Raw genomic sequence first — 18,326 nt, 5'->3', positions numbered from 1 at the left:
CAGCTGTATATGCCTTTGCCATTAAGCGTCGTGATGTTTTTGAAGATGAAGCGGCGGCGGGATGAGCCAGCCTTTGTTTTTTAGCAGCCTTAAATATTTTGCGCCGGTTGCCGCTTTTGATATATGAAATTGCCCGAACATCATGGCAATATCCTCACGAATCGATTGCCCCATCATTTTGCTGCATGTCACAAGACCTGCAGCATTTTCCGCTGCCGCGGAGGCCGCCACATCCGGATCGAGAAACCGTGCACCAGGCGGAATATCGTTAAGATCTGCTGTCGGCGGTTCAGGAGAAGCCGGCGGCAGCGCCACCCCGTTTTCTTTCAGGATCGTGCTGACCTGTTTGATTTCATCTTGGCATTTCTCAATAGACTCACGAAGCAGCTTCTTCAGGTCGTCATCACCGACATGATTCAATAGCATCTGGTAATTGCCGACCATTTTATTGCCCGCCATCACATAACTCCACAAGCCGAATACCTCACCATAATGCATCGGTTCATCCTGCGGGTTTCCGCTTAAAATACCCATGTTCATCCTCCTCGCAAATTCAATATCGCACATCTCATAAACTGCCCGGGAGGAGGAAAATTTATGTTGCAGCAAGAAAGATTTATGAAACAAAAAAGACAAGAGCGGCAAAATGCCAAACCCTTGTCTTTCCTGTTGTTCTATTGGACGCGCTCGGAGGGATTCGAACCCCCGACAGACGTGGTACCGGAAACCACCGCTCTATCCAACTGAGCTACGAGCGCATATGGACTGCGTTATGGAACGTCAGCACAACTAATTATACGATAATTTCATTCAAATAACAACCCTCTATTTCGAGAGGCCGCTTTTTAATAGACACAGCATCTTAATTTGCAATTTGACATAAGATGGTTTGAACCCCTGTATTTTTGGGGAAAATGGGAAAAAGAGACGACTTTGCATATCAGGCCAGCTTTTTGTTTGACCTTTATTGACCAAAAATGTATCATGTAACTACATACTTACCTAAAAGGTGAAGGAGGAGCATTATGAATTTAATACCTACAGTCATTGAACAAACGAACCGCGGGGAAAGAGCGTATGACATTTATTCTCGTCTATTAAAGGATCGTATCATCATGCTTGGCTCTGCGATTGATGACAACGTTGCGAACTCCATCGTGTCACAGCTTTTATTCTTAGCAGCAGAAGACCCTGAAAAAGAAATTTCTCTTTACATCAACAGCCCGGGCGGCTCTATTACAGCCGGTATGGCGATCTATGATACCATGCAGTTTATTAAACCGAAAGTATCTACAATTTGTATCGGTATGGCTGCGTCAATGGGCGCGTTCCTGCTTGCAGCCGGTGAAAAAGGCAAACGCTATGCGCTTCCAAACAGTGAAGTCATGATTCACCAGCCTCTTGGCGGTGCGCAAGGTCAAGCGACAGAAATTGAAATTGCCGCGAAACGCATTCTCTTGCTTCGCGACAAATTAAACAAAGTCCTTGCTGAACGTACTGGCCAGCCGCTTGAAGTAATCGAACGCGACACAGACCGTGATAACTTCAAGTCTGCTGAAGAAGCGCTTGAATACGGCCTGATTGACAAAATTTTGACTCACACAGAAGACAAATAGTCACAACAAAACCTGCAGGAGCTGCGTCTCTTGCAGGTTTTTTATTTAAACACTTTTGATTCTATACTGCTCCCATTCCCCGTGTAACAGCTCAAGTGTCAGATCACTCGTCTGCCTCACAACCAGGTCAGCACCAATCATCGACTGTTCTTGACCGACTCCAACCGCAAACATCCCTGCGGATTTGATTGCGGAAATGCCTGCTTCTGCGTCTTCTATTGCCGCGCAATCAGCCGGGGAAACATCGAGCAGCGCTGCAGCTGTTAAAAAGATTTCAGGATCGGGCTTCCCCTTCGCAAGAGCTGCCGGGTCAACAATGGCATGAAAATCATCACTAATCGCCAAACGTTTTAAGATCGCGCGGGCATTGCGGCTAGAGGATGCTAACCCGATTTTTAAATTTTCGTTTTTTAATTCACAAAGAAAACTGCCGATTCCCGGCAAAAGATCTTCCGGCGTCAATTTGCTGATCAATGTTTGATAATATTGATTCTTTTGATGCATGAGTTCTTGTTTCTCAGCATTTGTATACTTTTTTTCCGCTCCGCCAAAAATAAGTATCCTTTCTAGTGACGCTTCTCGGCTGATTCCTTTTAGCCTTTCATTCATGTCTCTGTCAAAGGGGATATTGATTTGTTCTGCAATGTGCTTCCACGCAAGAAAATGATATTCAGCTGTATCGGTTATCACTCCGTCTAAGTCAAAAATGACCGCTTTCATATGCTAATGCCCATCACAGCTTCATAAGGTTTGAGGCTAATACTCTTCAAGTCAGCCGGCTCCTGCGGATAGTTCGAAATCAGCACTTTCCAACGCTCATGAATCAGTTCCGGAGGCGCTTCGAACAGCGCCTTTTCTTCCGACAAATTCACAACGACGAGAAGCTTTTCCCCTTGATATTCTCGGAGGTACGAAAAAACTTGCGGATCATTTTCCTGCAGCAGCTGATAATCGCCATATATGATGATCTTATATTGCTTTCGTAATTGAATGAGCTTCTGATAGTAATAGAAAATGGAATCTTGATCTTCCAAGGACTCTTTCACATTGATAGCTTGATAGCGGGAATTTACCGGTATCCACGGGTCTCCGGCTGTGAATCCCGCATGTTTTCCAGCATCCCACTGCATCGGTGTTCTCGCATGATCCCGTCCTTTTGTCATCACGGCTTTGAGAAACTCTTTTTCTGACATCGTTTTGTTTTCAACGACTAGCTCACGATATGCATTTTTTATTTCAAGATCGTCATACATCTCCAGCGGCATATCGCTGTTAACCATACCGATTTCTTCTCCTTGGTAAATAAACGGTGTTCCTTTCATACCGTGGAGTACCGTTGCAAATGCCTTCGCACATTCCTTACGCAGCTTCCCGTCATTGCCCCAGCGGGAAATAACCCTCGGCTGGTCATGGTTTTCAAAATACAGGGTATTCCAGCCGACATTCATTAACCCGGTCTGCCACCTTGTCATCGTCTTTTTTAAAGCAACCAAATCGAACGGTTTGATCTGCCATTTCCCATTTGGCGAGTTTTGTTCTGTATCAATATCCATATGTTCAAATGTAAAAATCATATTCAGCTCTTGCCTGCTTGCGTCTGTGTACTTTTTCGCCTCTTCAATATCAGAGCCGTTTGCCTCTCCGACCGTCATGCAGTCGTAATGAGAAAGCACTTCCCTGTTCATTTCTTGAATAAACTCATGAAGACGGGGGCCGTTAGAATGATAACGGCCGACGATATAGCTGCGGGTGTGATCCGTTTCGTAGTCCGGAAAATCGGTGTGTTTGGAAATGGAGCCGATCACATCCATTCGCCAGCCGTCAACGCCTTTATCCATCCAGAATCTCATTACATCATAAACTTCCCGGCGAACGGCATCATTTTCCCAATTTAAATCAGGCTGTTTTTTCGAAAAGTAGTGCAAATAATACTGTCCTGTCCCTTCATCGTATGTCCACGCCGAGCCTGAAAAGATCGATCCCCAATTATTCGGCTCTGAGCCGTCCGGTTTAGGGTCTTTCCAAAAATAATAATCCCGGTAAGGATTGTCCTTCGATTTACGGCTTTCAGCAAACCAGGCATGTTCATCCGACGTGTGGTTCACAACCAAATCCATGACGATTTTCATTCCGCGTTTATGCACTTCATCTATCAGCTGAAACATATCTTCATTTGTCCCAAACTTTTCGTACATGTTTTTGTAGTCACTGATATCGTAGCCGTTGTCATCCTGCGGGGAATCAAACACCGGAGAGAGCCAGATGACATCCGCCCCGAGATTTTTGATGTAATCCAGCTTTTGAATCACACCTTGCAAATCTCCGAATCCATCTCCATTGGCATCATAAAAACTGCGCGGGTAAATTTGATAAACGACAGCTTCTTTCCACCATTCACTCATTAGGGATTCTCCTTTCACATCGTCCCTTTAGGACAACCGGTTCCTCATAAACTTTCATATGCAGCGGCTCGCCTTTTACAAGCTCAAACACGGCGCTCCTTTCGTCAACCGTCACATTGAGTAATCGGTTTCGATAATTGATGTTGAATGAATAGCCGTCCCATTCCTTCGGCAAAAACGGATGAAATGACAGCGTCTCATTCGCGGTGCGCATGCCCGCAAAACCGTGAACAATTGCCAGCCAGCTTCCCGTCATTGAAGTAATATGCAAGCCTTCTTCCGTATCATGATTGTAATTATCAAGATCAAGCCTTGCTGTGCGCTTATATAATTCAAGCGCTTTTTGTTCCAGCCTGAGTTCGGCTGCGAGAATCGCATGGACAGATGGCGATAGGCTTGATTCATGAACAGTCATCGGTTCATAAAATTCAAAGTGTCGCCGTTTTTCTTCCATTGTAAAACGGTCATTAAAAAAATACATGCCTTGGAGAACATCTGCCTGCTTAATAAAATTGGAGCGGAGAATTTTGTCCCATGACCAATTCTGATAAAGAGGCCGATCAGCTGGATCTAATTCATCAACTGTTTGCAGGTCTTTGTCCAAGAATGTGTCATGCTGAACGAAAATCTGCAGTTCTTCACTATACGGATAGTACATGTGCTGGATGATTTCTCTCCAGACGCTTAATTCTTCTTCCTGTACATCAAGAAGGCGGCGTTTCTCCGCTGAGATACTTTCAAGGTTTTCTAATGTATACTCCAACGTCCAAGCCGCAATGACATTTGTATACCAATTGTTGTTGACGTTGTTTTCATATTCATTCGGCCCTGTGACGCCATGGATCATATACTTGTTTTTTCGTTTCGAGAAGTGAACGCGGTCGGCCCAAAATCTGCTGACTGCCACAAGAACGTCTATCCCATATTCCTCCATATAGCCGCGGTCGCCTGTATAATTGATATAATTGTAGATTGCATAGCAGATCGCGCCATTGCGGTGAATTTCTTCAAAGGTGATCTCCCATTCGTTGTGGCATTCATCCCCTGTGAACGTCACCATCGGATAAAGGGCCCCCTTCATCCCCAATTTTTCGGCGTTTCGTTTAGCAGGCTCCAACTGATGATAGCGGTACAAAAGCAGGTTTTTCGTCACCTCTGGCTCGGCTGTCGCCAAATACATCGGAACAGCGTAAGCCTCTGTATCCCAATATGCGGCACCTCCATATTTCTCGCCAGTAAATCCTTTTGGCCCGATATTCAAACGGGCATCGCCCCCGTAGTATGTCGAGAATAACTGAAAGATATTGTAGCGGATTCCTTGCTGAAGCTCCTCATCCCCTTTAATCTCAATGTCCGCTTTTGACCATCTTTCCTTCCATTGATCAGTGTGCCTCCGTTTTGCTTCTTCGTAACCGTTCTCAACAGCATTCGCCAAAAGCTCCTTAGCTTTCGTTAACAATTCTTCTTCCCGAAAATCACGGGAAGTCGTGACGATAATAAACTTTTTCAAAGATGCCTTCGTTTGGTAGCTGTAGCGATTCTCAACATACATCCCGGCTGTTTGAGAGCTTTCACTGACAAAGCGATCTGTCACGTTTGCCATTGCGGCTAAAACAGTAAAACGCGGTGTTCTAAATGGATTTTCGATCGTTTTTGCCGCTAAATAGCCGCTGTGGGAATCAGCCCCTTTCACTTCTTCCTGCCAAAACTGTTCTTGGTAGTTAGAATCTTCATTTGCCACATTTCCATCCAGGTATGGAACAAGCGTAATGACAGCATCTCCCGTCAGGCACTCCGCTTCATAATGAATTGCGCAAAGTTCTTTTACAGCAAGGCTAAGAAATCGCTCCGAGCTGATTCTGACGGTTTTATCCTGAATGCGGACAACAGCGCTTCGCCGCAGAATCCCCTCTTTCATATTGAGTTCCACCTCAAATGATTCGATTGGATTTTGATAGAGATCAATTTTTTCACCGTCAACATATAAGCCTATGCCCATAAAGTTCATCGCATTGATTACTTTACCGAAATATTCCGGATACCCGTTTTTCCACCAGCCTACTCGCGTTTTGTCAGGGAACCACACGCCTGCAATATATGTGCCTTGGTGACTGTCGCCTGAATAGCCTTCTTCAAAATTCCCTCTGACCCCCATATAGCCGTTGGCAAGAGACGTCAGGCTTTCCAGCAGCCGCATGTGCTCCTTTTGAAATGTATTTGTTTTGATTTTCCATTCATCAATCTCAAATAACCGCTGATTTATCATCATTTCCTCCCGAATGTAAGTTTCCATTATCACGGCGGGTTTTTGTCAAATATCTAAATGCCAAAGTGATCATCAAAGTGACGCCGCACGAATGGATCATCAATACAGTAATTAAGTCAAAATGAACCAGACCGATAGCAGCTGCCGCAAATGCCGGCAGTGCTGAAGCGCAAATCGCTATAGATGCCGCTTCCTTGAATGACGCAATAGAGACCATGTTTGATCTTTTTGTGATCCAAAGGCCTCCGGCAAGAACAACCGTTACAAACAGCTGGATCATCAAAATCACCGCATATGCCAGGAGCATAATCATCGGCTTATACTGCGCCAACCACAATGTATCGATCAAAACCTCTACATCATGGGCGTTTGGATTCTCGAGCTTAACGTCCATTTTTGCATAGCCAACAGAAAACCCTGCTCCGTTTTGATCGGTCATTACCAGTCGATCAGGCTGAAATACGATGGCATTGTCAAATCCCTTCACTTTCAATCGCCCATTTTCACCGTTTGTCTCATATTCATGCTTCATATCGACCGCCATCACATTCTGCCCATCTTCAATCCTCTCAGAGCTCTTCCCGCCTGTTAGTTTTCCATTTCTGATTTGAACACCTTGTAATTGATCAGCAAATGTATCATTCACCTTTTGAATCGCTGACGGCACGAAAGATGCAACGCTGAAACGATCCATTTTCAGAAACGAAACTGTCAACGGTGCCATCAAGGAGACCGTTACAAACATAAAGAGAAAAGAGAGCTGCAGCCAGCTGAAGGTATTCCCCCAGCGGCAAACACCTGATGGAGATGCAACCGCCTTCAGGCAGCGAATGATAAAGCTTTTATTCTCCAGATTCTTCATTGAATTACCCCTTTGTTCCGCCGGCTGTCAAACCGGACACAAAGTTCTTTTGGAGAAAAAAGAATAGAACGCATATCGGCAGTGCGGCAAGGATGGCACCAGCCGCAAATAGAGCGACTTTTTGCTGCTGCGGATTTGAAATAAAGGACTGCAGCCCTACAGCAATGGTCAGCCTTTCCGGTGAGCGAAGCAAAAACTTTGCCAGCAAATAATCGCCAAACGGTGCCATAAACGCCCAAAGCGCTTGCACCGCGAGCATTGGCTTAACAAGCGGCAGAACGATTGAAGCGAAAATCCTCAGATGGCCCGCTCCGTCAATTCGCGCGGCTTCATCAATTTCTCTTGGCACAGTATCAAAATAACCTTTCATCAGCCACGTGTTCATCGGTATTCCGCCGCCGATATAGATGGCTGTCAAAAACCAGTATTGATCGAGTGCGCCTATCAGCATCGCCAAGACATAAAAAGCAGTCAGCGCTGCCATCGTTGGCACCATTTGAATGATTAAAAAGAATATCAGGCTCTTTTTTCTGCCTGCAAACCGATAGCGGCTGTACGAGTACCCGGCAAGCGTCACGATTGTAACCTGCAAAACCATAACCGATAGCGCGATGACAAGTGTATTGCTGTACCAATTTAGATAAAGCGTTTCGTCAAATAGCCGCTTAAAATGATCCAATGTCCAAGCCCCCGAAAAATCGAGCTGAAAAGCCGCCGAATTCCCCACACGGAAGGCTGATGATGCCGTAATCAGCAACGGATATATAATGACAATACTTAAAAGCGTTAAAAACAAATACGTACAGATTCTACTAAGGAATCTGGCAGTTCTCGCGTTCACCTACATAACCTCCTCATTGCCAAAAGCATTCGATTTTTTGAAAGCAATCAGTGAAATTCCAATGACAATGAAAGAAATTAACAGTGTCACAGCCGCCGCAACAGAATATTGGGGTGATGTGCCTGTTGTCAGTTTATAAATCCACGAAATTAAGATATCGGTCGACCCGGCCCCGGCTCCCGCACTGCCTGGTCCTCCCTCATTAAATAAGTAGATGATCGAGAAATTATTGAAATTAAACGTATACTGAGTAATCATCACGGGTGCTGTCGCAAATAAAATCATCGGAAATGTAATATGCCGAAAACGCTGAATAAAAGTGGCCCCGTCAATCTTTGCCGCTTCATATAATTCACCTGGAATCGCCTGAAGCACTCCCGTTACCATGACATAAATATATGGAAAGCCGAGCCACGTCTGAATCATAATGAGGGCTGTCTTTGTCCAGAAAGGATCGGTCTTCCACGCGATCGCAGGCAGCTCAACAAACGGCAGATGATTGAATAGTGGAATCACCTGTGCATTCACCGCTCCTATGCTGTCGTTAAACATGTTGGAAAAACTCATGATTGTAATAAACGCCGGAACAGCCCATGGAAATAAGAAAATCATTCGAAATATCCGCTTGCCTTTGATAAAATCCTGATTGACGAAAAGGGCGGTCACAATACCTAAAATGATTTGCAGCGTTGTTGCGCAAATGGTCCAGATGACCGTCCAGCCAAGTACATTTACAAATGTTTCACGATAGGAGCCGAGGAAAAAAATATTCAAGAAATTCTTGAAACCGACCCAGTCAATCAGATGATTAGGCGGTATATGATAAAAATCATAGTTTGTACATGCAACAAACAGAGTCACCAAAACCGGAAAGATAATCACAAATACCATCATGATATATGCCGGCAGTGTAAAGAGATATGGAAACCCTTTATCACCCGCATAACTGAGCATATCCTTGGCCGATGTATTGATCTCCAAACCCGCCGCTTTCATTGCGGCGGTCTTACGCGAATCATGAATATTAAAGATATAGAACATGAGGAAAATCACCGTCACGATCAATTGCAGCGTGCCTTCAATCAGCATAAACAGCGAGTGGTCTTCACCGGCAACACTTCCCAATGTCATCAATCCGGTTAGCGCCTGAATACCGAAAACGCATAATTCAAAAGCAAACAAGCCTGTGATGGCAAGAAATAAGAGCCCCTTTGACAACTGCTGATTCGCAATCTGCCCAAGTCCTGGAATGATCGATAAAAGCCCTGCCTTTCGTTTTTGCTTTGCAAGTGTATGATGTTTATTCATTTTTCCGCCCTCTATTCTTCCGGACGCTATCCCGCCGTTTTATTTCACATACTTTTCTTTAATATTTTCCTTTATGGTGTTTACAGCATCATCCGCTGCTGTTTGTGTGGATTTTTTTCCTGAAGCTGCATCAAAAATCAAACTTTCCGCTCCTGTCCATACCTCAGCCATTTCCGGAATATTTGGAGTCGGCGTTGCTGTTTCATATTGTTTAATCACAGCTGACGTCAGTTCATTCTTTTGCTCATCGGCTTTCTTCCTTGCAGCAGTGTTGGCTGGAACTTCGTTTGTATCCTCATAAAAAGCGTAAGCATTGGCATCATTTGCAGCATACTCAATCCATTTTTCAGCCAGCTCGGGTTCTTTTGTATATTTCGAGGCAACCCAGCCCTTCCCGCCGGCAAAAGGGGCGTATTCTTCTCCATTTGGCAATGTCGGAATGGGAGCTGCTCCGTAGTTCAATTTAGCTTCTTTATAGTTGGCAGCTGACCACGGTCCGCCAATGATCGCAGCCGCTTTGCCTTCTAAAAACATCTGCTGAATAAAGTCGTCTGCGCTTGAATTGTCTTGCATTCCTTTCGGCCAATAGGTTTTAAACCATTTCTCTGCATATTTCGCCGCTTCCACAGCCCCTTTGTTGTTCAGGCCGATGTCCCCGGAATCTGTGCCGTTTTTTCCAAATACATATCCGCCGTATCCAGCCAATAAGCCGTACGACATATAAAAGTCAGTCCATTTTGCTAAAAATCCGGTTGATTTTCCTTTTTCCGAAGCAAACGCGAATCGAGGATCCTCCATTAACTTTTCAAGGTCTTTAAATGTTTTGGGTACTGTTTTTAAAAGATCTTTGTTGTAATACAAAATAAGTGTCTCAATGACTAGCGGCATTCCGTACACTTTGCCGTCAACTGTCACCTGCTGCATTTCTTTCTTTCCAAAGCTCTTTGTATGAGAGGGCTTAATGTCGAGCAAATGCCCCTGCTGTCCCAAACCGCCGATCCGGTCATATGCAGCAAGCATAACATCAGGCGCGTTACCGGCCGGGCCATCAAGAGGAAGCGCTTCCAACTGTTCGAACATTTGCTTTTCAACAATTTTTACTGTGACATCATTCTCTTTTTCAAACTTTGCTTTGATGCTTTCAATGTATTCTTTATACGTTTCCTCGACAGACACAGTCAGCACCTTTTTGCCATCAGCGCTCGCTGGATTTTTTGAACTTGAGCAGGCGGCAAGGCTGATTGCCAGAAATGATGCCGCCAATATGGCCAACCCCTTTTTAAAAAGAACCATCTCTTTTCCCCCTTCTATTTACGAAACTATAACAATTGTATTGTCCTGCAGAAAGCGGTTACAACAACTTTCGATTTGTTACCGATAACAGAATGTTATACTGGGGCGACAGCACTCAAAATCAAAAATTCCCCCGGCTGAACGGCAATGACATCGTGATGATGAAGCGGCTGCTCTGTCCATGCATCGCAGATTTTCTTATTCCTTTCAATATTCAATTCTCGTAAACTGACGTGTTGAACCGCATTCCCCTGATTAAAGAAATAAATCAGTATTTTTTCATCGAGAGTCCGCGAAAAGCTGATAAAATCATTTTTGTCATCCAGCAGATTCCACTCAAGATGTCCTTCAGTCAACAAAGTGTTTTCCTGCTTGCGTAAAGCAATTAACCGTTTCATAAATCGCAGCATGTCCTGGTTTTGCTTTTCCGTTTCCCAAACCATACATTTCCGGCATAATGGATCATTTTCGCCGTCCAGCCCGATTTCCGTTCCGTAATAGATGCATGGTGAGCCTGTCTGGGCAAACATAAAGGCCAGCAACGCGCGTGCTTTCTTCTCATCATTGCGGCATCTGGTCAAAAGACGCTTTGTATCATGGCTATCCAGTAAATTAAACATCACCTCATTGGCCTGCTTCATCCCATTCATCAAATGTGCATTGACACGGTGGGCCATACGTGAGGCTGGGATCGTCTGGTCAGCAAAGTATTCAATCATAGGCTCTGTAAAAGGGTAGTTCATCACCGCATGAAATTCATCCCCTCTAAGCCAGGGTTCAGCAGAATGCCAGATCTCACCTAAAATATAAACATCAGGCTTTTCTGCTGATACAGCCTTCCTGAATGTCTTCCAAAAAACATGATCCACTTCATTTGCGACATCCAAACGCCAGCCGTCAATGTCAAATTCCCGAATCCAGTACAAAGCAATATCAAGTAAATATTTCTGCACCTCGGGATTGGCCGTGTTTAGCTTCGGCATATCAGCTGTAAAAGCAAACCTGTCATAATTGTCTTCTCTGACAGGAAAAGAGTGAATATGGAACCAGTCTTTATAGCGGGATTGAGCTCCGTTTTTGACGACATCCTGCCATTGCGGAGACGCGCTTCCTATATGGTTAAAAACCGCATCTAGCATAATTCTCATCCCCCGCTGATGAAGCTGGCTGACCAATGTACGAAAAAGCTCGGGATCCCCAAAATGAGTATCAATAGAAAAGTAATCCAGCGTGTCGTATTTATGATTAGAAGGCGCGGAAAAGATCGGCGTCAGATAAATGCCGTTCACCCCTAAATCCTCTAAATAATCAAGCTTGTCAACAATCCCTTGCAAATCCCCTCCAAAAAAATCATTGACGTCCGGGTCCTTGCTCCCCCACGGCAATGCATTCTTCGGTGACAAGTCCTCTCTTCCATTTGCAAAACGCTCCGGAAAAATTTGATACCAAACCGTTGACTTGACCCATTCAGGCGCTTGAAATGTATCAGCCTCATGAACAAATGGAAATTTAAAATAATAATGGATCGTCTCCAATGTTTTTTCGTTATAAGGGCATACACCCGAGCTTCCGAAAAAGATATCTTCATGATCATCTGTTACAACAAACGCATATTGTAAACGCCTAAATGGCGGCACCACTTCAGCAAACCAATAGTCATGCACGTCTGTTGCGGCAATTTTCTTCATCGGCTGCTCGTTTGCCGACCAGCTGCCGTCGTTGTACTCATAGGGATCACCCCAAATGACTCGAATGTGATCTGCGTCATCTTTTTTCGTCCGAATCTTGATATGCACTGTCCGCCCATCATAAGAATAAGCATCAGTACTGAATGGCTGATGGTGAATCGCTGCATATTCCATCATGTTTCCCCCTTTGATTTCCGTGTTATTGAAGCCGGCTCATAGTTTGAAAGTATCATGACGGAATAGCAGGAACAATCCTTTTCCCCCTGTTACCGATAACAGAATAAGGCGCTTACAGCGTTGATTCTCGTACAATTAACTCTGGTTCAAAAAATAGGCTTCCTTGAGCAGCACCGTCTTCATTCATTTTTTTCAGCAACATTTTCGCACAGGCTTCTCCCATTTCAACAACAGGCTGTCTGACCGTAGTCAACCGCGGTGAGGAGATGCGATCAAGAAACACACCGTCATTCCCGGTAACCGCCACATCTTCTGGAATTCGCTTTCCAAGCGATTGTGCCGCACGAATGACGCCGAGCGCGATTCGATCAGATGCGCAGACAAATGCCGCCTGATTGTCCATGGATGTCAGCAGTTCTCTTGCAAGGCCTTCACTTTTCGTAGAACTGTTGTCGACCCGAAACATATTCGTCTTTTTAAAGCTTTTATTCATCGCCCGTATATACCCCTGTTCTCTTGCACGTTCGAAAGGCTCATCTAAATCAATGCCAAAAAAGACCACCTCCCGCTCACCCAGCCCCATCACATGTCGGGTTGCCATAAAAGTGCCTTTCTCGTTATTCACATCGATAAAGTCATAGCCCATTTCATTTTGCCCGAATATGACGAGCGGCTTCTCAAACGCTTTTATTACACCTTCAAAATCAGTCCTTCTCAAGCCGGTGGCAATAATGCCGTCACATTGGCCAATATTGAGAGAATTTCTTGTCACAAGCTGGAGAGCATAGTGATTGCGATCCAGCTCCCTGCTGATTCCGGTCAGCAGGTTCATGTAATATGGTTCTGTCGTATCCATTTCCTCAAGAATCAATAGTTTTACAACCTGTGTTCTGTTTTGCACGAGCGCTCTTGCCGCATAATTAGGGATGTAATTCAGCTCTTTCATCGCAGAATGAACAAGCTTTTTCAATTCATCTGTCACCGTCTCAGGGTGATTGATCACTCGTGATACCGTCATTTTCGAAACATTAGCTTTTTTTGCCACATCTGACAACGTTGCCATTTTCATCCCCTCCTTAACTGTGCTTATTATCCAAACTAGTGAAAAAGTCCTCTATTACTGCTAAATATACAATACAGGCAAAAGAGAAATAAAAAAGAGATTTCCTTCTGGAAACCTCACATTGTTAAAAAACTCGATTTTTAATACATTCTCTGCCCGGCAATTAGACCAAATACGCTATTCACAAGAAAGGATCTTTTTAAATTTCCGTCCACTTTTTCTCTAAAATCGGATAAGAATAATTCTGCATTTGCTCAATTAACTCATCCGGCCGTGATGAGCTGTGAATCAGTTTTAGGTGCGATTCGTTAGAAAACCCTTCTTGTATACTGTATTTCACCATTTTCATCATCGGTTCAAAATATCCGTTTACATTGTACAGTCCGATTGGTTTTTGGTGGATGCCGATCTGTGCCCAGCAAAGCACTTCAAATAATTCTTCATATGTACCGAACCCTCCCGGCATCGAGATAAAGCCGTCCGCCAGCTCGCTCATTTTAGCCTTTCGTTCATGCATCCCGTTTACTTCAATCAGCTCAGTCAGGTTTTGATGAACAACTTCTCCGCTGAACAAACCGCTCGGCATGACCCCGATTGCAGTTCCGCCGTTTTCCATAATCGCGTCAGCAATCGTGCCCATCAAGCCTACGCGGGAGCCCCCATAGACAAGCCCGATTCCCTGCTCAGCCATGTACGTGCCAAGCTCTGCCGCTTTTCTTTTATACGCTTCATTTCCCCCTGGGTTTGACCCTGCAAATACACAAATGGTTTTCATCTTGTCATCTCCGCATCTATATATCGTGTTAAATATCCCGAAAGACACTATATATTGTCCCATCTTCATGTGATAATATCAATATGAAATACATAAAGAATGCAGGAGTGATGATGTTGCAGCTGGCTGATGCAGAAAAATGGATGAAAGAGTTTTACGAAAAAAGAGGCTGGACAGAATACGGGCCGTTTATTCGGGTCGGCTTTTTAATGGAGGAAGCCGGAGAACTGGCCCAGGCTGTGAGGGCGTATGAAATTGGCAGAGACCGGCCGGATGAGAAAGAATCGTCACGCGCTGAGAAAAAACAAGAATTGATCGAAGAAATGGGAGATGTCATCGGAAATATCGCCATTCTTGCTGATATGTATGGTGTCTCTTTAGAAGACGTCATGAAGGCCCACCAAGAAAAACTGACAAAACGATTTGAGCATGCATAAAAAAAGCGGCCGCAATGGCCGCTTTTTTTAACCTGTGATTTCATCATGGTGATCAAAGAAATGCTGTTTTCCTATTTTGTGAAAAAGGCCTGTTTTATGCAGCAGCTCCTTCGGCTGCGATTGTAATCCTACAATCATCAGCTTTCCATTGTGGCGCTTAATTCGATTCATAATGTTCCCTAGCACCGCTTCAGCTGACGTATCCATATAGTGCACCTTATTCATGAGCAGGATGAGGGTTTTCGGTTTTTTCTGTACATGCTCCAGCAATGACGATTCAAGGGAATCAATTGATCCGAAAAACAGCGGCCCTTCTATTGCATACATACTGACAGATGGATCTTCTCTCTTCGCCAGAACAGGATGCGATTCCTGATTGTGGATGCGGGTCGCTTCGCTCATTCTTCTGATAAAGAACACGAATGCAAGCAGCAATCCGGTTGCCACACCGATGATTAAGTCAAACAGAACCGTGAGGGCGAAGGTCGCCGCCAAAATAAAGGAATCAGCGTTTTTCAGTCTCAGCATATTTGCGACTTCCTTGCGCTCACTCATATTCCACGCGACCACCATGAGAATCGGTGCCATACTGGCAAGCGGCACATGGGAGGCATAAGGCGCGAATACAAGCAGGACAAGGAGAACGACTACACCGTGAACGACGCCGGAAACAGGGGAAACCGCTCCGTTTTTTATATTGGTCGCCGTTCTTGCAATCGCTCCTGTAGCCGGGATTCCGCCAAACAAGGGCGCTGCCATATTCGCAATCCCCTGGCCGACAAGCTCTTTGTTGCTGTCATGCTTTGAGCCCTTCATGTTATCAGCGACCATTGCCGACAAAATCGACTCAAGTCCTCCAAGAAGCGCGATGACAAGCGCTGCCGGAAACAGCATGACCATTTTATCCAGAGTAAGCTCAGGAAACTGAAATTCAGGCAAATGGCGGGGGATTTCTCCATAAGTTGACCCAATCGTTGCCATGCGGTCAGGGAAAAAGACAACCGCGACCACTGTGGAAATAAGAAGCGCCAACAAAGCGCCCGGCACTTTAGGCATCACCTTGGCGGATACAAGCAAAATGACGAGCCCGATCACAGCTGTCAAAATGGCATACACGTTAAAGGTGCCGAGCTGCTGCACAATTTCAAACATGTTGTGATGAAAGTTCTCATGTTTTTCAACATTTCTCAATCCGAGAAAATTAGCGATTTGTTCCGTAAAGATCAGCACGGCAATTCCGGCTGTAAAACCGACGATAACGGGTTTCGGCACGAATTTCATTATTTTTCCGAGCTTAAACAGCCCGAACAGCACCAGCATCACTCCTGCCATAAACCCGGCAATCAGCAGATTTTCCAAGCCATACTGCATGATAATGCCGAATAAAATCGGGACAAAGGCGCCCGTCGGACCGCCAATTTGATATTTAGATCCTCCAAACAAAGAAATACAAATCCCAGCTATAACAACAGTGTACAGCCCATATTCAGGCTCGACTCCCGAGGCAATGGCAAACGCCATCCCTAATGGAATTGCCACGACACCTACTACAATACCTGCAATTAAATCTTTCTGAAATTTCTGCAAATTGTATCCCTTGAATCTCCCTGAGAATCGCATATTTTGCTATAACCTCCCTTATAAATGTGTGTTTATGAGCTCAGTTTCATAACCGTTAATGACCACATCTAGTTTTCCTGTTTCAGGATGAATGACAAGCCCGTGTACCGGCACCTTTTTCGGCAGCAACGGATGGTTCTTGATCAGATTCACACTGTGGGAAACGCTTTCTTCCACGCTGTGAAAACCGGTCAGCCACGTTTTCAAATCAAGTCCGGCGCTCGTCAGCAAATTCAGGCAGCTATCCTCTACTCCGCGTTCCTTTGCTTTCTCAAGAATTGAGGAAGCATTCAGTCCTGACATTCCGCATTCATGATGGCCGATAATGCATACCTCTTCAGCCTGCAATTCATAAATCGCGACCAGTATGCTTCTCATCACGCTTCCAAATGGGTGAGAAACGATGGCTCCCGCGTTTTTTACAATTTTAGCATCACCGTTTTTAAGCCCCATTGCTTGCGGAAGAAGTTCTGTAAGCCTTGTATCCATACAGGTGACAATGACGAGCTTTTTTGAAGGAAACTTTGTCGTTTTGTACGGTTCATACTTCTTCTCTCTGACAAACCGCTGATTGTGTTCCAAAATTGATGTTAAAGAAACCATTTGATTCATCTCCCATCCATATGATTTTGCAAGCCTTCTTCCCCAGCTTACAGTAAGGAATTATAGCATAGGAATTCACTGCGAAAAGGCTTTCAAAAAAAGACACTATAATTGGACTGTAGAATCAAAACATAAACATTTATATCTTTCAAAGATAATAAAATTTATATTTATTGAATCCTATAATCTGGCTCCAACTCGATATTGATGATTTGTCTGACAAAAAATATAGGTGAATTCTGATAATTAAAAAACTTTTTTAAGCGGATTTAGCTGTCCGATCTCCATTTTAAGTTCAAAAGAACCAGAAATTAAAATGGACGCAGCCATATTTTTAACATCTATTTATTTCCGATATAATAAAATGGACGACAGCCATAAAGGGGGAGCCTTGTTGAAACCATTTGTATTTATCACAAAACCGATTCCTGAAGAGATTGAAGCATTCATCGGTGAACATTGCCGTTATGAGGTATGGCAGGAGGATACGCTTCCGAGTGATGTGCTATTTGAGAAATTAAAAGATGCGGAAGGGCTTTTAACGTCAGGAACGTCCGGACCGTCAATCAATCGTGAATTGCTGGAACACGCGCCAAAGCTCAAGGTGGTCAGCAACCAATCAGTAGGCTACGATAACTTCGATATAGAAGCAATGAAAGAAAGAGGAGTCGTCGGCACTCATACACCTTATACACTGGATGACACAGTAGCAGATCTGGCCTTTTCTTTGATTCTGTCTTCTGCCAGACGTGTTGCCGAACTGGACCGTTTTGTCAGAGCGGGAAAATGGGGAACCGTTGAAGAGGAAGCGCTTTTCGGCATTGACGTTCACCATCAAACGTTAGGCATTATCGGCATGGGCAGAATTGGCGAACAAGCAGCGAGACGCGCCAAATTTGGTTTTGATATGGAAGTGCTTTATCATAACCGCCATCGCAAACAAGAAACGGAAGACAGCATCGGCGTTAAGTACGCTGAGCTTGATACATTGCTGGAGCAATCTGATTTTATTCTGCTCATTACGCCGCTAACAGATGAAACGTACCATATGATAGGCGAACGTGAATTTAAGATGATGAAGGATTCAGCAATTTTCGTCAATATTTCCCGGGGAAAGACAGTTGATGAAAAAGCGCTGATTCGCGCCCTTCAGGAAGGCTGGATCAGAGGAGCCGGCTTAGACGTATACGAAAAAGAGCCTGTTACCCAAGATAACCCGCTCTTACAGTTGGATAATGTCACGTTGCTTCCTCACATTGGTTCAGCAACAGCTAAAGTGCGCTTCAACATGTGCAAACAGGCTGCCGAAAATATGATCGCAGCCATTCAAGGACAAACACCGAAAAATCTCACAAGAGAATTTCAATAAATCAAA

The 18,326-nt window shown here is 44.5% G+C and carries 16 protein-coding genes and 1 tRNA gene; 3 read left to right on the top strand and 14 right to left on the bottom strand.

Features of this window, described 5'->3' with window-relative positions; translation table 11 throughout:
- Positions 1–21 precede the first annotated feature (21 nt).
- Both ACQXR1_RS02385 and ACQXR1_RS02380 read right to left on the bottom strand, forming a co-directional pair.
- Positions 22–534: a DUF3231 family protein gene (locus ACQXR1_RS02385; protein ID WP_071577365.1), complete on the bottom strand. Its 513-nt coding sequence runs from the start codon at positions 532–534 to the stop codon at positions 22–24.
- A 148-nt stretch (positions 535–682) separates the two neighbouring features.
- Positions 683–758 (bottom strand) — tRNA-Arg (locus tag ACQXR1_RS02380).
- A 267-nt stretch (positions 759–1,025) separates the two neighbouring features.
- On the opposite strand from ACQXR1_RS02380, the gene clpP reads away from it, so the two are divergent.
- Positions 1,026–1,616, top strand: coding sequence for an ATP-dependent Clp endopeptidase proteolytic subunit ClpP (gene clpP, locus ACQXR1_RS02375; protein ID WP_014665471.1), 591 nt, complete (start codon positions 1,026–1,028; stop codon positions 1,614–1,616).
- A gap of 45 nt (positions 1,617–1,661) precedes the next feature.
- On the opposite strand, the gene pgmB is transcribed toward clpP, so the two are convergent.
- From pgmB to ACQXR1_RS02325, 10 genes are all read right to left on the bottom strand, one after another.
- Positions 1,662–2,336, bottom strand: a complete 675-nt coding sequence (pgmB, locus tag ACQXR1_RS02370; protein WP_243571534.1) for a beta-phosphoglucomutase — start codon at positions 2,334–2,336, stop codon at positions 1,662–1,664.
- Entirely contained in the window at positions 2,333–4,018 is a 1,686-nt protein-coding gene (malL, locus tag ACQXR1_RS02365; RefSeq protein WP_243571535.1) for an oligo-1,6-glucosidase, read from the bottom strand. Before malL ends, pgmB begins: the two co-directional genes overlap by 4 nt.
- Positions 4,011–6,284, bottom strand: coding sequence for a glycoside hydrolase family 65 protein (locus ACQXR1_RS02360; protein ID WP_430771668.1), 2,274 nt, complete (start codon positions 6,282–6,284; stop codon positions 4,011–4,013). The genes malL and ACQXR1_RS02360 overlap by 8 nt, the downstream gene beginning before the upstream one ends.
- Entirely contained in the window at positions 6,262–7,146 is an 885-nt protein-coding gene (locus ACQXR1_RS02355; RefSeq protein ID WP_430771667.1) for a DUF1189 domain-containing protein, read from the bottom strand. The genes ACQXR1_RS02360 and ACQXR1_RS02355 overlap by 23 nt, the downstream gene beginning before the upstream one ends.
- A 4-nt stretch (positions 7,147–7,150) precedes the next feature.
- Entirely contained in the window at positions 7,151–7,987 is an 837-nt protein-coding gene (gene mdxG, locus ACQXR1_RS02350; protein ID WP_069838662.1) for a maltodextrin ABC transporter permease MdxG, read from the bottom strand.
- Complete coding sequence (gene mdxF, locus ACQXR1_RS02345) at positions 7,988–9,295, bottom strand: maltodextrin ABC transporter permease MdxF (protein WP_040081736.1); 1,308 nt, start codon at positions 9,293–9,295, stop codon at positions 7,988–7,990.
- A gap of 39 nt (positions 9,296–9,334) precedes the next feature.
- The gene (mdxE, locus tag ACQXR1_RS02340) at positions 9,335–10,588 is read right to left on the bottom strand and encodes a maltodextrin ABC transporter substrate-binding protein MdxE (protein ID WP_430771666.1); all 1,254 of its coding nucleotides are present in this window, start codon (positions 10,586–10,588) and stop codon (positions 9,335–9,337) included.
- A gap of 95 nt (positions 10,589–10,683) precedes the next feature.
- Positions 10,684–12,453 carry a maltogenic alpha-amylase gene (gene mdxD, locus ACQXR1_RS02335; protein WP_430771665.1) on the bottom strand — a complete coding sequence of 590 codons (1,770 nt, stop codon included), beginning with the start codon at positions 12,451–12,453 and terminating at the stop codon, positions 10,684–10,686.
- Positions 12,454–12,565: 112 nt separating this feature from the next.
- Positions 12,566–13,516: a LacI family DNA-binding transcriptional regulator gene (locus ACQXR1_RS02330; protein ID WP_430771664.1), complete on the bottom strand. Its 951-nt coding sequence runs from the start codon at positions 13,514–13,516 to the stop codon at positions 12,566–12,568.
- A 199-nt stretch (positions 13,517–13,715) separates the two neighbouring features.
- Complete coding sequence (locus ACQXR1_RS02325) at positions 13,716–14,291, bottom strand: TIGR00730 family Rossman fold protein (protein ID WP_014665480.1); 576 nt, start codon at positions 14,289–14,291, stop codon at positions 13,716–13,718.
- Between the two features lie 116 nt (positions 14,292–14,407).
- Between ACQXR1_RS02325 and ACQXR1_RS02320 the strand changes: the two genes are divergently transcribed.
- Positions 14,408–14,728 (top strand): MazG nucleotide pyrophosphohydrolase domain-containing protein, encoded by a 321-nt coding sequence (locus ACQXR1_RS02320; protein ID WP_430771663.1) that lies wholly within the window; start codon positions 14,408–14,410, stop codon positions 14,726–14,728.
- 27 nt (positions 14,729–14,755) lie between these two features.
- Here the strand turns inward: ACQXR1_RS02320 and ACQXR1_RS02315 are convergent, their stop codons facing one another.
- Both ACQXR1_RS02315 and ACQXR1_RS02310 read right to left on the bottom strand, forming a co-directional pair.
- The gene (locus tag ACQXR1_RS02315) at positions 14,756–16,348 is read right to left on the bottom strand and encodes a SulP family inorganic anion transporter (protein ID WP_003228175.1); all 1,593 of its coding nucleotides are present in this window, start codon (positions 16,346–16,348) and stop codon (positions 14,756–14,758) included.
- An 18-nt stretch (positions 16,349–16,366) separates the two neighbouring features.
- Positions 16,367–16,960, bottom strand: coding sequence for a beta-class carbonic anhydrase (locus ACQXR1_RS02310; RefSeq protein ID WP_080487971.1), 594 nt, complete (start codon positions 16,958–16,960; stop codon positions 16,367–16,369).
- A 382-nt stretch (positions 16,961–17,342) separates the two neighbouring features.
- Between ACQXR1_RS02310 and ACQXR1_RS02305 the strand changes: the two genes are divergently transcribed.
- Positions 17,343–18,320: a 2-hydroxyacid dehydrogenase gene (locus ACQXR1_RS02305; RefSeq protein ID WP_081483646.1), complete on the top strand. Its 978-nt coding sequence runs from the start codon at positions 17,343–17,345 to the stop codon at positions 18,318–18,320.
- The last annotated feature ends 6 nt before the right edge of the window (positions 18,321–18,326 follow it).

Source organism: Bacillus sp. ATD, assembly GCF_050585765.1.
In the GTDB taxonomy this organism is placed as follows: domain Bacteria; phylum Bacillota; class Bacilli; order Bacillales; family Bacillaceae; genus Bacillus; species Bacillus stercoris.
The sequence above is the reverse complement of the archived record's forward strand: the minus strand, read 5'-3'. Positions and strand labels throughout refer to the sequence as shown.

What these genes read in the sequence shown, in the direction of transcription:
- ACQXR1_RS02385 (WP_071577365.1), bottom strand. Translation starts at nt 534, where the DNA reads ATGGGTATTTTAAGCGGAAACCCGCAGGATGAACCGATGCATTATGGT.
- clpP (WP_014665471.1), top strand. Translation starts at nt 1,026, where the DNA reads ATGAATTTAATACCTACAGTCATTGAACAAACGAACCGCGGGGAAAGA.
- pgmB (WP_243571534.1), bottom strand. Translation starts at nt 2,336, where the DNA reads ATGAAAGCGGTCATTTTTGACTTAGACGGAGTGATAACCGATACAGCT.
- malL (WP_243571535.1), bottom strand. Translation starts at nt 4,018, where the DNA reads ATGAGTGAATGGTGGAAAGAAGCTGTCGTTTATCAAATTTACCCGCGC.
- ACQXR1_RS02360 (WP_430771668.1), bottom strand. Translation starts at nt 6,284, where the DNA reads ATGATAAATCAGCGGTTATTTGAGATTGATGAATGGAAAATCAAAACA.
- ACQXR1_RS02355 (WP_430771667.1), bottom strand. Translation starts at nt 7,146, where the DNA reads ATGAAGAATCTGGAGAATAAAAGCTTTATCATTCGCTGCCTGAAGGCG.
- mdxF (WP_040081736.1), bottom strand. Translation starts at nt 9,295, where the DNA reads ATGAATAAACATCATACACTTGCAAAGCAAAAACGAAAGGCAGGGCTT.
- mdxE (WP_430771666.1), bottom strand. Translation starts at nt 10,588, where the DNA reads ATGGTTCTTTTTAAAAAGGGGTTGGCCATATTGGCGGCATCATTTCTG.
- mdxD (WP_430771665.1), bottom strand. Translation starts at nt 12,453, where the DNA reads ATGATGGAATATGCAGCGATTCACCATCAGCCATTCAGTACTGATGCT.
- ACQXR1_RS02330 (WP_430771664.1), bottom strand. Translation starts at nt 13,516, where the DNA reads ATGGCAACGTTGTCAGATGTGGCAAAAAAAGCTAATGTTTCGAAAATG.
- ACQXR1_RS02325 (WP_014665480.1), bottom strand. Translation starts at nt 14,291, where the DNA reads ATGAAAACCATTTGTGTATTTGCAGGGTCAAACCCAGGGGGAAATGAA.
- ACQXR1_RS02315 (WP_003228175.1), bottom strand. Translation starts at nt 16,348, where the DNA reads ATGCGATTCTCAGGGAGATTCAAGGGATACAATTTGCAGAAATTTCAG.
- ACQXR1_RS02310 (WP_080487971.1), bottom strand. Translation starts at nt 16,960, where the DNA reads ATGAATCAAATGGTTTCTTTAACATCAATTTTGGAACACAATCAGCGG.